The organism is Streptomyces sp. NPDC008313, assembly GCF_042956125.1.
Classification (GTDB): domain Bacteria; phylum Actinomycetota; class Actinomycetes; order Streptomycetales; family Streptomycetaceae; genus Streptomyces.
Genome location: NZ_JBIBFR010000002.1, coordinates 401,268 through 416,047, shown reverse-complemented (window position 1 = coordinate 416,047; position 14,780 = coordinate 401,268). Strand labels below are relative to the sequence as shown.

Here is a 14,780-nt window from a genome sequence, read left to right as displayed (position 1 = left end):
CTGCTCAGAGCGCCCGGAGGCCGTTGATCACGTTGCGCAGAATACTCTCGTCCGGCAGCTCGGCGGGGGGCACCGGACGTGTCACATGGACCAATTCCTCACCCACGAGGTCCCCGATGAGGACACGGACCACTCCGATGGGGAGATCGAGTCCGGCGGCGAGTTCGGCGACCGACTGGGGCGTGTCACGACAGAGCTCGACGATGTCCACGTGTTCCGGGGACAGCGTATGGTCCGCTTCCGGGTCGTCCGCGTGCGGCTCGGCGACGACCACCGCGATCAGGTCGAGGCGGTGCTGGGCCGCACTGGTGGTGCGTCCGCGCGTCATCGCGTACGGACGGACCACCGGTCCCGCCTCGTCGTCGAACCAGTGGCGTCCGCCCTGACCGTCTCCGCTCATGCCATCCCACTACCCGCCCGCGGACAGGTCGGTGCGCGGGGCGGCGCCCAGGTGCACTCCGACCCGCTTGACCAGCAGCGTCATCTCGTAGGCGACCTGCCCGACGTCCGAGTCGGCGTCGGAGAGGACGGCCAGGCAGCTGCCGTCACCCGCCGCGGTCACGAAGAGGAACGCCTCGTCGAGCTCGACGACGGTCTGGCGCACGCTGCCGGCCTCGAAATGCCGGCCGACCCCCTTGGCGAGGCTGTGGAAGCCGGACGCGACGGCGGCGAGGTGCTCGCTGTCCTCCCGGGTCAGTCCCTTGGAGACCCCCGTGGGAAGACCGTCGCCCGAGAGCACGATCGCCTTGTGGATGCTGGCCACCCGCTCGACCAGGTCGTCGAGCAGCCAGTTCAGCTCCCCCGACGTCTGGCCGGACATGGTGGGCCCTGCGGCCTTCGGTGCGGTCATCGACCGTCCCCCTTAGTCGTTCCTCGTGCTGTGCCGTCCTGGGCCTGGTCGCCCTCGGCGTTCTTCTCCCGCCCCCGCTGCCAGCCGCGCTGGAGCGAGGACATCCGGCTGCGTACCTCGTCGGCGTCCCGGTCGGCAGGGTCCGCGCCCTGTCCGTCGCGGGCCTTGTCGCGTTCGGTGCGCCACGCGGGCCCGTCCTTGAGCTGCGGCGCCAGACTGGCCTGCCGGACGCGGCGGGGCAGTGCGCCCGCGTTCGGTTCCGACCCTGCCGCGGCGGTCGCCGGGGGCGTCGCGTCCGTGCCGGCGGACGCACCGGTGCCGGCGCGACGGTTGCGCTGGGGCAGTGCGGGGGCCGCGGCGCGCTCACCGTCGCGGCGGGCCGGGCCCTCGCGGCGGTCGCCGATGCGGCGCGAGGGAATCTCCGGGCGGTCACCGCTGCGACGGGCCGGGATCTCCGGCCGGTCGCCGATACGGCGGGCCGGGCCGTCACCCAGCCGGCCGAGGCGTCCGGCCTGCGTGGCGCCCTCCAGGCCGGCGACGTCCGGCTCCACCGGCTCGCGGTGGTCCGTGGGTGTCTCCGGCTCACCGACGCGCCGGGGGCGTGCCCGGGTCACGGGGCGGCCGTGCGAGCTGACGAGCTTGGGGGCCCCGCGCCGGGGCAGCGGGACGGGGGCGTCCGGGTGGCCGTCGTCGTCGGCGCGGGCCCGCTCGTCCTGGCCGTCGTCTGCGGGCTGGTGCTGCTCCACCGGCACTCCGGCGACGGAACGCCGCGGCCGGAACAGGCCCCCGCGTTCACTGTCTGCATCTCCGAGAGCTCCCGGGAACCCGCCCAGCACGTCCAGGCCGACCGGCGCCTCCAGATCGACGGGCGCCTCCAGCTCGACCGGACCGTCCAGGATGGAGGCGGGCAGCCCCGGCAGGCCGGGCAGCTGTACGGGGACGTGGGAGAGGGCGGCCTGCTGTTCCGCCTCGACCTCGGCCTCCTTGCTGGGGAGCGCGCGGTCGAGCCGGAAGCCGATGCCGTTGGTGTCCGGTACGTCGTCGGTGAGGAGCGTGTCCGGGATGAAGACGACGGCGGTGGTGCCGCCGTAGGGGGACGGCTGCAGGGAGACGCGGACGTTCTGCCGCTGGGCGAGACGGCTGACCACGAAGAGGCCGAGCCGGTCGGTGTCGGAGAGTTCGAATTCCGGGGTCTCGGCGAGACGCAGGTTGGCGTCGAGGAGTGCTTCGGCCGCCATGCCGAGGCCGCGGTCGTGGATCTCCAGGGTGAAGCCGTTGGCGACCCGCTCCCCGACCACCTGGACGGCGGTGTGCGGCGGCGAGAACACGGTCGCGTTCTCCAGGAGTTCGGCCACGAGGTGGGTGAGGTCGGCGACAGCGGGGCCGGTCACGGCGACGCGCGGCAGCCGGCGCACCTCGATGCGCTCGTAGTCCTCGACCTCGGCCACGGCGGCGCGGACGATGTCCATGAGCTGGACGGGTTTGCGCCACTGCCGCGAAGGGGCGGCTCCGGACAGGATGACCAGGCCTTCGGCGTGCCGGCGCATACGGGTCGTCAGGTGGTCGAGGCGGAAGAGGTCGGCGAGTTCGTCGGTGTCCTCGGTCCGGCGTTCCATGGTGTCCAGCAGGGTGAGCTGCTTGTGGAGCAGGACCTGGCTGCGCCGGGCGAGGTTGACGAAGACGTCGGAGACACCGTCGCGCAGTTCGGACTGTTTGACGGCGGCCTCGACGGCGGCGCGCTGGAGGGTGTTGAGGGCCTGGCCGACCTCGCCGATCTCGTTCTTGTCGTACTGCAGGCGGGGCGCTTCGGTCTCCACGTCGACCTGTTCACCGGCGGAGAGGCGCCGCATCACGCTGGGCAGCCGGACACCGGACGCCTCGTGGGCCTCCAGGCGCAGCCTGCGCAGGTCCCGGATGAGGCCGCGGCCGATGCGTACGGACAGGATGAGCGAGACGAGTACGGCGGCGAGGCCGAGGACGCCGACGACGGCGGCCTTGACGATGACGCCCATCGCGACGGGCTGGACGCGGTCCTGGTAGCGGTCGTTCGCCTCGTCGTCCAGGTCGGCCAGTTCGTCGAGGACGTTCCCGGCGGCGCTGTCCCAGCTCTTGGCGGTGACGCCGTGCGGCGTGCCCGCCTCGGCGTTGACCACGGACTGCTCGGCCACGCGCAGGGGTGCCGTGCCGGCGTTCTTCCAGTAGCGCTCGTAGCGGACGCGCTCGGAGGAGGGCAGCAGGGGCAGGCTGACGTCGTACATCAGGGCCCGCTGCGCCGCGAGGTCGGAGACGTCACGGATCTCGCCCCGGGTGAGATGCCCGGCGACGAGCGCCGAGCTGAGCAGGGCGTCCTCCCGGGAGAGCAGTTCCCGGGCGCGGGAGGCGTTGACGAGGGCGCGGCCCTGCTTGTCGAGCTCCACGTCGTCCAGCACGTGGAGGTTGGCCAGCAGGGCGTAGCAGGGGTCGACCAGGCGGTTGTAGAGGTCGAGGGCCTGGGACCGGTTGACGGTGCCGTCCTCGACACTGCGGCGCAGGGCCGGAATCCCGTCGACGGCGTCGAGGAGGGAGGTGAGACGCTCGGAGGTGCCCGAGCCCAGATCCTCGCGCAACTCGCCGTTCGCGGCGTTCCCGCGGACCTTCGCGACGACCGCGTCGGTGCGGTGGCGGCTCCGCTTCAGTGCCGCCAGGGCGTCGGAGGCGCGGGGGTCGGCGAGATAGACAAGCGTCTGCCGGCGTTCGGTCTGCAAAACCCGGATGGTGTCCTCGGTCGGATAACCGATCTTCTCCACGGCCGACGACACCTCGAACAGCCGGCCGGCCTCACGTCCTGTCAGGACCGTGGTGAAGCCCCAGATGGCGGTGAGCGACACGAGCGGCACGAGGAGCAGCGCCACGATCTTCCGGCGGATGGACTTCCCGCGAAAGCGCATGGCCTCCCCCAGCTCGACCCCCTCCGGCCCGGGGGTACACATGTGCGTCAACAAACGGCGTGAGCCTACTACCGACGCACAGGTAACTCGAAGGGCCGTTCGCGGCCTCCCTTCCGTTTCGGGGAACGAGACGTCCTCAGTTGTCCGTTCATTGGGGGAGATGCCTGCCGCGATTCGACCACCGGGAACCAGTGACATCCGGTCGGTGACACGGGGCAGTTGGCTGGAAAGTATCGCTCACCGGGAATCTTCCGGGCACGTTGTTCGTCTTTCTGTACGGGAATCGGGGGCGGAATCGGCCACAGGCGCCGCATGCCGCGTCCAGGCGGCGTAAAACAGCGCAAGCCGGGCAGCCAAAGGGGAACCGGAGTCCGGGACACCGGAACGACCGGAGTACGTGGTCTGCAGGGCGGTGGGGAGTGACAAGGTGATGGGCACGGCGGAGCGGCACGCGACGGCGGGGATCGGCGTCGCGCAGCCCCAGGCGGCACCACGAGCCACCCGGGCACGCGGACAGGAGGTTCCGGCGCGGGTCGACGAAGAGCGCGCGTACTACCGGCCGTTGTGGATCGAGGAACCGGCGCGCGGGAGGCGGCTGCCCGACCCGGTGCGCACGGCGGCGGTCCGCGCGGTCCTGATCATCGCGGTCACGCTGATCCAGGCAATGGTGGCCCTCCTGAGCACGCTGGCCGGTTCGTGGCTGGCCTTCCCGATGGTGCTCAGCAGCGTGGCGAGCACCGTGGTGGCCACCTGGGGCGTCCTGGACGTGTGGGTGACCCGTCAGGTGTGGAACCAGCGGCACGGCGTGGTGTCGGCGCCGAGCAGCACGGCCCGCGCCCTGCGACGCGAGCGCCGCAGGGCACACCGCCAAGCCCGGGCGGCGCAGCGGTCCCAGGAGCGAATACGCCGGCGCGGCGGGGCCGGACGCCGGCTGTCGCACTCCTGACGGCAACTGGCCCGTGCCCGGTTACGGCGCCGCTGCGTGACGCGCGCGGTGTCGCTCCGTGAGGCACACGGTGTCGGCGGCCGCGCCACCGGGCGGGCCTGACGTCAGGCCGTCCGAGGTGCCGCCGGACGCTTGTACATGCGGGTCGCCGTGATCTCGCTGTGCACCGCGTCCCCGTCCGGGCCGGGCTGCGGCAGACCGGGCCTGAGGTGCTCCTCCACGGAGATGTACTTGAGCCCGGCGCGCAGGTCCGCGTCGTTGCGCAGGCGGATGACGAGCGGGAACTCGGCGAGCGCGGTGGTGTCGAAGAGACCGGTGGTGTAGAGGAGCTGGACACCCAGCGCGTCGGAGACGGCCCGCTGGAGTTCGAGCAGGTACGTGGCGTTGGCGCGCCCGATGGGGTTGTCCAGGAAGAGGGTGCCGGCGTGCCGGTGCCGGTCGCGTCCGCGGTCGTTGGAGCGCAGCGCGGCCATCGTGCAGTACAGGGCGATCGCCGCGGTGAGCAGCTGGCCGCCGGAGAAGACGTCGCCCATCTGCCCCACCGGGACGCGTTCGGCGCGCAGCACGGCGTCCGGCTTGAGGATCTCCACGGCGACGCCCTTCGGCTGGAGTGCGGCGCTGACACCGCGCAGCAGCAGCGACATGCCGTCGCGGCGCAGGTCGGTGTTCTTCCTGACGGCCGCCCTGGTGGCTTCGTCGATGACCTCGCCGAGCCGCTCGGCGAGCGTGGCCTGGTCGGGTTCCTCGAAGCGGATGCGCAGGAACTCCTGGCCCGACCACTCGCCGAGCCCCTCCGGGAGACGGGACAGCCGCTGTGCGGAGCGCAGGGTGGCCAGCGCCGACTCCACCAGCCCGCGCAGCCGGTCGACGATCGAGTCGCGGTTGCGCTCCAGCTGGTCCAGCTCGTCGGTGAGGACCCGAAGTCGCGGCGCGAAGGCGTCCGCCCACTTCTGGGCGTGCTCCGGCAGCGACGAGGCGGGCAGCTCGCGGATCTGCTGCCGGGCGGGGGTGCGGACCTGTTCGTAGCGCGTGGAGTTGGCGTGCCGGACCAGGATGTCGCTCGCCTCGCGCACGGCCGCCTCGGCGGCGGAGAGGTCGGCGGCGCAGCCGCGCAGCGAACGGCGGGCCTCGGCGGCGGAGTGCCGGGCCTCTTCGAGGGTGCCCGGGTACGGCTCTGGTTCGTCTCCCTCGTCGTCAGCCTGTTCCCGCAGCAGGTCCCTGAGCAGTGCGGCCGTCTCGTCGAAGCCGCCGGCCCCGTCCTCGGCGGCGCGGTGCGCGTCGAGCAGTGCGGCGTGCGCCTCCCGGGCCGTGCTCAGGGCGTCGCTGTGCGCGGCGAGTTCACCGGTGGCGGTGCGCAGCAGCGCCTGGGCGTGCTCGGCGTCGCGGGGCGTGAGGTCCTCGGGCAGCCCGGTGTGGGCCTCGCCGTCGTCAGGGGCGTGCCGCTCCGCCTCGCCGCGCAGCCGTCCGAGGTGCTCGCTCGCCGTCGACATGCGCGTTTCCAGGAGCTGGACGAGTTCCTCGGCGCGTGCGGCGGCGGCCTGCCGGGACGGGCCGTCGGAGCCGTCGGGCGACTGAAGGAGCTGTGCGGCGCGCGTGCGCACCTTGTTGCTGAGCCGGTCGAGCTCGGCCAGCGCCGCGCTCTCGTCGCTCTCGGCCCGCGCCTGCTCGGCCCGCAGGTCGGCGCCGACGCCGACCTTCTCGTAGAGCTGGGAGGCGGCGCGATAGGCCTCGCGCAGGGCGGGGAGAGAGGGCCGGGAGGTGGCGGGGGCCGGGCCGTCCGGTGCCCCGGCGCCGTCGCCGGCCGCGTCCCCGGCGTCGGTGAGGTGCGCCGAGTCGTCGGGCACGCCCGCGATCTCGGACCGTTCGGCGCGCAGGGCGCGTGCGGTGCGGCGGGCGTCGTCAGCGGCGCGCTGCGCGGCCCGGCGGTCCTCGTCGGCGGCGCGGGCCCGCTCCAGGCAGGACTGGGCGCGGGCCTCGGACTCGGCGGCCTCGTCGGCGAGTTCGCGGAGCTGGACCTGCCAGCCGGCCCGTTCGCGCAGCCGGAAGGCCAGTCCGGCGAGTGCGTCGGCGGCGCGCCGGGCGCGCTGTGCGGCCTCCTGGCGCTCGTCCCGTACGTGGGCGGCCTCGGCGGCGGACTCGTCCGCCTCGGCCCGGAGCGCACGTGCCTCGGCGAGTTCCGCCTCGGACTCCTCGGCGAACGTGCGGGCCTGGCGGGCCGCTTCGGCGAGCTCGGCGAGGCGGCCGGCCGGACAGCCGGCGCGCCAGGACGCGAGTCTCGCCGCGAGTTCCCGGTCCTTGGCGAGCCGCGCGGCGAGCGCCCGGATGTCCTCGTCCCTCCGGGCCGCACGGGTGCGCAGCGCCTGCCGCTCCTCGTCCGCGGCGTGCTCGTCGTGCATGGCGGGGTTCGGTGGTACGAGGAAGACGTCGCCCTCGCCCTCGCCGGTGGCGGGGGTGGGCGCGAGCAGCGCCGCGGCCGTGCCCACGGCGACGGCGGACCGCGGGAGCAGCGCCGCGTCGCCGAGGGTTTCGCGGGCCCGGGCGTGGGTGTCGGGATCGGTGATGATGACGCCGTCGACGAGCTCCGGCCGGGCGGCGAGCACCTGTGCGTGGTCGGCGGGGTCGACGGCCTGGGCCAGGTAGCGCCAGCCGGGCAGGGCCGGGATGCCGTGCTCCCCGAGGAACTCGACGGTGGCCAGGACGTCGGGCCCCGGCGGCAGCAGTCCGCCGTCGCCGAGCGCGCCGAGGATCCGGGCGTCGTCCGCCGCGGCGGTCCTCAGCTCGAACAGCTGCCGTTCGGCGTTGGCGACCCCGTCGTCGAGCTGCCGGCGGAGATCGTCGGTGGCGTGGTCCAGCTCCTCGGCCGACAGCGGGGTACGCCTCTCGCCCCACACGTCGTCCTCGTGCCCGCCGCGGCCCTCATCGGTGGTGCCGCGTCCGCCGCCCGAGCCGTTCGGGGAGGCCGCCGGGGCGGCGGCGCCGGAGCCCGCCGCGCTGCGCGGCCTGGGCAGTCCGGCCCTTCCCGGTCCCGGGACGCTGTGGGGCAGGCTCAGCAGCTCGGCGAGCCGTTCCTCGCCCGCGAGGGCCTCGGCGGTCCGCCGCTCGGCGTCGTGGGCGCGTTCCGCCGCGGTCGACGCGTCGGCGGCGCGGGCCGCGGTCAGTTCCGCGCGGGACTCGGCCGCGGCGGCCTCCCTGGCGTGTTCCGCGGCCCGGCGGGAGGCGTCGCGTGCCGTGTCCCAGGCGGCGACGGCCGTCTTCTCGGCGTCGCTGGCGGCGAGCGCGGCGCGGGCCGGGTCGGCGTCGGGCGCGCTGTCGTCCAGCCATCCCGCGCGCACCGCTTCCGCGGTCTCCTGTTCGACCTCGGTCAGCCGCTGGCGCAGATGGCCGATCTCGCTGCGGGCCCGCTGCGCCTGGGTGGCGGCGGCGGTCGCGTCGCGGTGGGCGGCCTCGCCGGTCTCCTGGAGTCCGGCGGAACGCTCCTCCTCCTCGTTGGCGAGGGCCTCGGCGCCCTCGGCGGCTCCGTGCAGGGCCCGTACGAGATCGACGGCCGCCCGGGCCCGGGCGGCCAGCGCGGGCGCCGCGTCCCGCTCGGCCTCACGGATCGCGGCGGCCACGCGCGCCGACCGGTCGGCGGCGGCCCGGTGCCGCAGTACGGCCTCGGCGGCCTGCCACGCGGAGTGCAGGGTGCGCGCGTCGGCGAGCTCCCGCTTCTGGGCGGCGGCCGACTTCTCGGCGCCGGCCAGTGCCAAAGACGCGTGCCGGTAGGCGAGTTCGGCGGCGATCAGCGCGCTGCGGGAACGGGCCGCCTCGGCCTCGGTCACCGTGTGCGCGGCTGCCGTGACCCGCTGGGCGAGGTCCCCGGCCCGGCCCCGCTCCCCTACGGCTCGCGCGGACAGGCGCCGGGCCAGTGTGCGTGTGCGGCGTTCGGCGGCGGTGTGGATGTCCCGGGCCCGGGCCCGGGCGCCGGCGGCCTCCACGATGCGGCCGAGCAGGTCGGCGGATCCGGCGGTGAAGTCCCGCTCGGCGATGAGTTCGGAGCGCCGCCCCAGCTTGTTGCCGAAGCCGCTGACGAGGTCGGCGAGGCCGTCGGTGTCCCGGGTGTCGGTGACGGCGCGCAGCAGCAGGTCCGTGAAGTCGGAGTCCTTCTTGACCGCGAAGAGGCCGGCGGCCTCACCCTCGTCGGCGTTCATCTCCCGCTGGTAGCGGAAGAGTTCGGGGTCGAGACCGAGATCGCCCAGGTGTTCGTTCCACCGGTCGTGGATCTCCTCCCAGTGCACTTCGAGGTGCGGGTACGACTTGCCCGCGTCCGTGAGGGCGTCCCGGAAGCCCTTCATGGTGCGCCGGCGCCCCTGGGCCCCGGAGGCACCCTCGACGGGCGGCCGCATCGCGGTGGCCTCGGCCACGGGCAGGCTGTCGAGACTCAGTCCGGGACCGGGCCGGAAGGAGTACCAGGCCTCCGCGAACTTCCGGGGATCACCCGACACCTGCCGTCCGCGCCACTCGCTGACCTTGCCCACGACGACGCATTCGCCGGTCAGCGTGTGCTGCCACTCCAGCGCGACGTGCCCGCAGTCGTCGGCGAGCAGGAACTTGCGCAGCACGCCCGAACTGGCGCCGCCCAGTGTGTTGCGGTGGCCCGGCAGCATCACCGAGAAGATCAGCTTGAGCAGCACTGACTTGCCGCCGCCGTTCTCCAGGAAGAGCACTCCCGCGGGGGCGGGGCGGCGCGGCGGCCCGACGGGCTCCTCCTCGAAGAACTCCGCCTGCGCGGGCGCGGGGTCGGGCACGGGCTCGCCGACACCCCGCAGGTCCAGCACGGTGTCGGCGTAGCGCGCACCGGCGGGGCCGATGGAGTAGAGGCGGACCCGGGACAGCTCGTACATGGTGGCGGACTCTCGCGTCGGTCTTCAGCGGGGGCGGACGGGGTGGAGGCGGGCGGCGGGGAGCGCCCTCAGGAGTGGAAGGGCAGGCCGGCGTCGGCGACCAGGTCCATGTCGTCGGTGTCCTCGGCGGGCAGCAGGGTCGCCGTGCCGTCGGTCACGGGGACGACGCCCAGCTCCAGCAGCTCGGCCAGGGCGGCGCTGCCCGCCAGGTCCCGGACCTGGAGCTGGTAGCGGGCGGTCGTGCGGTAGGTGCCTCCCGCGTCGTCCCCGGTGCGCTGGAGGAACCCGGACTCGGTGAGGAACGTGACGGCCTTGCCGACGATGCCGGTGGTGGAACCGGCCAGTCTGCGCGCGTCCTTGGTGGCGCCGGTGGAGCTGCGCCGTGCCCAGATCCGCCAGGCGGCCTCCAGGCCCGGCGCGTCCGTGGCCGGGTCGGTGTTGACGCCCCGTTCGTCGGCCCGCTCCTCCAGGCGGCGGCAGGCCTGCCGGACGAACGCGTCCACGCCGTTGACGGAGACACGTCCGATGTAGCCGTCGTCGGCCAGGTCCTCGGGGCGCGGGAAGGCCATCGCGGCGACCGCGAGATGGGCGAGCCCGTGCAGGAAGCGGTCACCCGAGTCGGCGGAGGCCCGGCGCGCGTAGTCGCCCATGCGGACGGCGAACACGGAGTCCTCGGCGGCGGTGACGGCCATCCCCGCGCGCGGGGACACCTCCAGGACGACCAGGCCGAGCCCGGTGGCCACGGCGTCCGCGAGCCGGGCGAAGGGCGGGTCCTCCCGGTAGCGCCGCAGCAGCTCCGTGTACTCCTGGTCGCGGGACGGCTGCAGTCGGGGCTGCAGTCCGAAGGCGACGAGCCGCGCCGCGTCGGCGGCGTCGGCGGGGGTGACGGCGGCGCCGGTCGCCGGTGCGGCCGGGGCGTCCGGCTCACCCCACTCGACGTGCTCGGTCACGGCTGGTGCTCCTTGCTGAGGTGGTGTCCGCGGTCGGACGGTTGCGGGTGTACGGGCGGTCGGCCGCCGCCCCGGTGGCTCCGGTGCGCCGCGCCTCCGGCGGCCGGGCGGTCCCTGCACGGGCGGCGGCCCCGGCGCGTGCGGTGGCCACGGCGCGTGCGGTGGCCACGGCGCGTGCGGTGGCCACGGCGCGTGCGGTGGCCACGGCGCGGCGGCCCCCGGCCGGAAGTTCTCCGGTCCGCGGGCCCTCGGTCCGGGCGGCTCCGGTCCCGGGGACGCGGGCGCCGCGCGTGGCTGTCATGCCGCCTCCGTGCGGCCGGCCGCCATGCCCGCGGCGTCCAGCAGGGCCGTACCGACGATGAGGTCGGCGCCGCCGAACTCCGGGTCGTCCAGCTCCGTGCCGTCGTCCACCGCGAACAGCAGCTTCTCCTCGCCCTGGCGGTACGCCGTGCCGACCGGCGGGCTCGCCGCGTGCACGGCGAGCAGCGCCACCAGGTACGGCAGTTCGGGGTCGCGGCGACGGGCCTCGGCAAGGAGGCCGGACAGCCGTCGGGGCGCGTCGGCCGGAAGGTCGAGCAGGTGTGTGGCGGCGGCGAGCTGCTCCTCGCTGAAGCGGCTGTCGTCCGGCGTGGCGATCAGGTCGGGCTCGGGCATCTCGGCGCCGAGGTGCTCCCGCTCCGTCGGGGGCGTCAGCAGTATCTCGACGAGGTCCGCGACCCGCACCGACACGGGTGTGCGCAGGCCCGTGCCGTGGGCGAAGAAGGCGTCCGTCACCCGCAGCGCGCTCTCGGCGGCGAGCGGCAGCACGGGGGCGACGAGATGCCCGTACAGGTCGATCCCGGAGGTCGTCATGGGGGCGGCGAATGCCTGCCGGTCCTGCTCGGCGCGGAACAGCGGGCCGGCCTCCAGGAGCCGGGACTGCAACTGGGTGTGGCGGCGGATGCAGTCCTTGACGATGTCGACCAGCTCGGCGGCGCGCCGCTTCTGCTCGGGGTCCTCCGACTCGTCGCGGGCCTTGCGGATATTGGTGAGGATCGCGTTCTCGTGGCGGTAGCGGTCGGCCACGTGGTCGAGGGCCTCGGCGATCATGTCGGGCACGGCCCGCGTCCAGTCCACGGCGCGGACGTTGCGCCGGGTGGCGTCCAGGGCCCGCCTGAGCGTCTCCGAGTACTGCACGGTGCGGTAGCGGGCCTGCTCGGCGGCGAGCTGCGCGTCGGCGAGGCGGCCTCTGCTGATCAGCACCTCCAGCTTGACCTCGGCGGCGATCTGCGCGCTGGTGACGTCGGTGTCCAGGGCGCCGACGAGGACGTTGACCGCCTCGTCGGTGGTACGGAGGTACACGCTCCCGCCGTGGCCGGGCACCTCCTCGATGAGCTTGAAGTCGTAGTCCCGGCGCACGTACGAACCGTCCGGGGCGAAGGTGCCGTACACGGCGCGGAAGCCGCGGTCGACGCTGCCGACGTTGATCAGGTTCTCGAGGACCCAGCGGGCCACGCGCTCGTGCTCGGCGACGGGCCGCCGGGGCGCCTGCGCGGCGATGCGGGGAATGAGCCGGGCCACTATCTGGTCGTGGTCGGCGCCCGTGTCGAAGTCCATGTTCAGGGTCACGAGGTCGATGGCGGCGAGGGCCACCTCCGCCATCCCGTACACCGAGTACTCACCGGCGAGGTTCGCCTTGCGGGCGTCGAGGTCGTGCAGCGGTGCCGTGCAGGCGAGCGCGCGCAGCCGCCGCGCCAGGCCCTCGTCGGCGGCCGGGCCCGGCGCGGGGCGCGGCCCCGCGCTGAGCTGGGGCGGAACACTGTCCGTCGATGCAGGCGAAGTCACGGTGCACAGACTAGGTCCTCGGTCCGACAACGGTCGAAACGGCGCAGATGAGACCGCGTGACCGGCCCCCGCGGCCGTCTCGTCCCGGGCGCCCCGCCCGGTCGCGGCCGGACCCGCGGCCGCTCCGCCCCGGGCACTCCGCCCCGGGCACCCCGCCGCGGGGACGCCGCCCGTCCGGCGGCCGCCCGTGCCGTGCCCTCGCTCAGTCCCCCGCCGGCTCGGCCCGCGCCACGCGCCGGCTGTAGACGTCCACGACGAGGTTCCGCGAGTCGTCGAGATAGGCGGCGAGCAGCTGCTCGGCCTGCTCGCGGGCGCCGGACCGCAGCGTCTCCAGGATCTGTCCGTTGCGCGCGAGGTACGGCTCGTGCAGCCGCCGGGGGTCCGCCATCACGTGGAAGGCGAGGCGCAGTTCGGCGAAGACGCTGCGCATCAGTTCGTCGGTGCGGGCGCTGCCCGCGAGGGCGACGAGTTCCCGGTGGAAGTGGATGTTGGCCGTCGAGACGCCCGCCCAGTCCCCCTCCTGCGCCGCTTTCCGGCCGTCCTGGACGGCACCCGCGACTCCGTCCAGCGCGTACGGGGGCGCGCCGAGTCCGCGTACGACGGCGCACTCGACCAGGCGCCGTATGCGGTAGATGTCCTGGACGTCCTCGACGCTCAACACCCGTACGAAGACGCCGCGGTTGAGTTCGTGGACGAGCAGCCGCTCGTGGGTGAGCAGCCGGAACGCCTCGCGCAGGGTGTTGCGGGAGACGCCGAGCGCTCCCCCGATGCTGTCCTCGGACAGCCGCGTCCCGGGCGGGAAGTACCCCTCCGCGATACGGCTCCTGAGGATGTCCGCGACCCGCTCCGCGGTGCTGGTCCGCCCCAGCAGGGCTCGATCGTCCGCCAGTCCCGACAGCTCCGCCATGCCCGGAATTCAATCGCAGTCCGAAGAACGAGACAACACGGGTATTGAGGGATCGTTCAACGATCCTCTACCTTGTCGATGCGGCGCCGGTCACACCGCTGCGGCGCCGAGCGTCTCCCGCACGGCACGGCTCAGTCCTCACGCACCCTCCATCCCTCAGCGAGGTGCCCATGAGCACGACCCCTCCCCCTCAGGCCCTGCCCGCCGAAGCCCCGCCCCGCACGGGCGAACTCCCCGGCGAAGACGGCGCGTTCGGCTGGCTGCGCGCCCTGGGGCCGCGCGGCCGCCGCGCCTTCGCCGGCGCCTTCGGCGGCTACGCCCTCGACTCGTACGACTACTTCACCCTGCCGCTGAGCATGGTCGCGCTGGCCGCGTACTTCGGCCTGGACAGCGGCCAGACCGGCCTGTTCACCACCGTCACGCTGGTCGTCTCGGCCGTGGGCGGCGCCGTGGCGGGCGTGGTCGCCGACCGGATCGGGCGCGTCAAGGCGCTGCTGATCACGGTGGCCACGTACGCCGTGTTCACCGTCGCGTGCGGCTTCGCGCCCGACTACGAGACGCTGCTGGTCTTCCGCGCCCTCCAGGGCCTCGGGTTCGGCGGCGAGTGGGCGGTCGGGGCGATCCTGGTCGCCGAGTACGCGAGCCCGAGGCACCGCGGCCGTACGCTCGGCGCGATCCAGAGCTCCTGGGCCGTCGGCTGGGCGCTCGCGGTGGTCGTCTACACGCTGGTCTTCCAGTTCCTGGGTGACGACCTCGCCTGGCGGGTGATGTTCTGGACCGGCGCCCTGCCCGCGCTGCTCGTCCTGTGGGTGCGCCGGCGGGTGCACGACGCCCCGGAGGCGGCGGCGCGGCGTGAACAGAGCGCGCGGAAGGGGTCGTTCACCGCGATCTTCCGGCCCGCCTCGGCGGGCACTCCCGGTCTGCTGCGGACCACCCTGTTCGCGGTTCTCCTCTCCACCGGTGTGCAGGGCGGCTACTACACGCTGGCCACCTGGGTGCCCACCTATCTGAAGACGGAGCGCGACCTGTCCGTCGTCGGCACGGGCGGCTACCTCACCTTCCTCATCTCCGGGGCGTTCCTCGGGTACCTGACCGGCGGATACCTCACCGACCGGCTGGGCCGCAAGCGGAACATCCTGCTCTTCGCGGTCCTCTCGGCGGCCGGCATCCTCGTGTACGCGAACATCCCGAGCGGAGCCAACACCCTCCTGCTGATACTCGGTTTCCCGCTCGGCTTCTGCATGTCGGCCATCTTCAGCGGCTTCGGCTCGTTCCTCAGCGAGCTGTACCCGACGGCGGTGCGCGGCACGGGACAGGGCTTCACGTACAACACCGGCCGCGCCGTCGGCGCCGTCTTCCCGACCCTGGTCGGCTTCCTGGCGGACAGCTGGGGCGTGGGCGGCGCGCTCGTGTTCGGTGCGATCGGCTACGTCCTCGCGGCGGTGGCCCTGCTCGGTCTCCCGGAGACGCGCGGGAAGGAGCTCCGGTGAGGGCCG

General features: G+C 74.2%; 9 protein-coding genes. 2 read left to right on the top strand and 7 right to left on the bottom strand.

Translation table 11 applies throughout. The annotated features are described in order from the left end of the window. Positions 1-4 precede the first annotated feature (4 nt). Genes ACFY93_RS04675 through ACFY93_RS04665 form a run of 3 tightly spaced genes read right to left on the bottom strand, consistent with a single transcriptional unit; the run spans position 5 to position 3,777 of the window. Positions 5-400 carry a DUF742 domain-containing protein gene (locus tag ACFY93_RS04675; protein ID WP_391353540.1) on the bottom strand — a complete coding sequence of 132 codons (396 nt, stop codon included), beginning with the start codon at positions 398-400 and terminating at the stop codon, positions 5-7. A gap of 9 nt (positions 401-409) precedes the next feature. Then, on the bottom strand, positions 410-850 hold the full coding sequence (locus ACFY93_RS04670) for a roadblock/LC7 domain-containing protein (RefSeq protein WP_391353538.1): 441 nt from the start codon (positions 848-850) through the stop codon (positions 410-412). Continuing rightward, positions 847-3,777 (bottom strand): nitrate- and nitrite sensing domain-containing protein, encoded by a 2,931-nt coding sequence (locus ACFY93_RS04665; RefSeq protein ID WP_391353536.1) that lies wholly within the window; start codon positions 3,775-3,777, stop codon positions 847-849. The genes ACFY93_RS04670 and ACFY93_RS04665 overlap by 4 nt, the downstream gene beginning before the upstream one ends. 430 nt (positions 3,778-4,207) lie before the next feature. On the opposite strand from ACFY93_RS04665, the gene ACFY93_RS04660 reads away from it, so the two are divergent. After that, the gene (locus ACFY93_RS04660) at positions 4,208-4,723 is read left to right on the top strand and encodes a hypothetical protein (protein WP_391353606.1); all 516 of its coding nucleotides are present in this window, start codon (positions 4,208-4,210) and stop codon (positions 4,721-4,723) included. A 104-nt stretch (positions 4,724-4,827) separates the two neighbouring features. Here ACFY93_RS04660 and ACFY93_RS04655 read toward each other — a convergent pair whose 3' ends face one another. From ACFY93_RS04655 to ACFY93_RS04640, 4 genes are all read right to left on the bottom strand, one after another. Then, positions 4,828-9,603 carry a hypothetical protein gene (locus tag ACFY93_RS04655; protein ID WP_391353535.1) on the bottom strand — a complete coding sequence of 1,592 codons (4,776 nt, stop codon included), beginning with the start codon at positions 9,601-9,603 and terminating at the stop codon, positions 4,828-4,830. A 68-nt stretch (positions 9,604-9,671) separates the two neighbouring features. Then, the gene (locus tag ACFY93_RS04650) at positions 9,672-10,553 is read right to left on the bottom strand and encodes a hypothetical protein (RefSeq protein WP_391353533.1); all 882 of its coding nucleotides are present in this window, start codon (positions 10,551-10,553) and stop codon (positions 9,672-9,674) included. 297 nt (positions 10,554-10,850) lie between these two features. Then, complete coding sequence (locus ACFY93_RS04645; RefSeq protein ID WP_391353532.1) at positions 10,851-12,377, bottom strand: hypothetical protein; 1,527 nt, start codon at positions 12,375-12,377, stop codon at positions 10,851-10,853. 202 nt (positions 12,378-12,579) lie between these two features. Beyond that, entirely contained in the window at positions 12,580-13,284 is a 705-nt protein-coding gene (locus ACFY93_RS04640) for an FCD domain-containing protein (RefSeq protein ID WP_391353531.1), read from the bottom strand. Between the two features lie 170 nt (positions 13,285-13,454). Here ACFY93_RS04640 and ACFY93_RS04635 point away from each other — a divergent pair, with 170 nt between their 5' ends. Further along, entirely contained in the window at positions 13,455-14,774 is a 1,320-nt protein-coding gene (locus ACFY93_RS04635) for an MFS transporter (protein ID WP_391353530.1), read from the top strand. Positions 14,775-14,780 lie beyond the last annotated feature (6 nt).

What these genes read in the sequence shown, in the direction of transcription:
- ACFY93_RS04660 (WP_391353606.1), top strand. Translation starts at nt 4,208, where the DNA reads ATGGGCACGGCGGAGCGGCACGCGACGGCGGGGATCGGCGTCGCGCAG.
- ACFY93_RS04670 (WP_391353538.1), bottom strand. Translation starts at nt 850, where the DNA reads ATGACCGCACCGAAGGCCGCAGGGCCCACCATGTCCGGCCAGACGTCG.
- ACFY93_RS04635 (WP_391353530.1), top strand. Translation starts at nt 13,455, where the DNA reads ATGAGCACGACCCCTCCCCCTCAGGCCCTGCCCGCCGAAGCCCCGCCC.
- ACFY93_RS04640 (WP_391353531.1), bottom strand. Translation starts at nt 13,284, where the DNA reads ATGGCGGAGCTGTCGGGACTGGCGGACGATCGAGCCCTGCTGGGGCGG.
- ACFY93_RS04665 (WP_391353536.1), bottom strand. Translation starts at nt 3,777, where the DNA reads ATGCGCTTTCGCGGGAAGTCCATCCGCCGGAAGATCGTGGCGCTGCTC.
- ACFY93_RS04675 (WP_391353540.1), bottom strand. Translation starts at nt 400, where the DNA reads ATGAGCGGAGACGGTCAGGGCGGACGCCACTGGTTCGACGACGAGGCG.
- ACFY93_RS04655 (WP_391353535.1), bottom strand. Translation starts at nt 9,603, where the DNA reads ATGTACGAGCTGTCCCGGGTCCGCCTCTACTCCATCGGCCCCGCCGGT.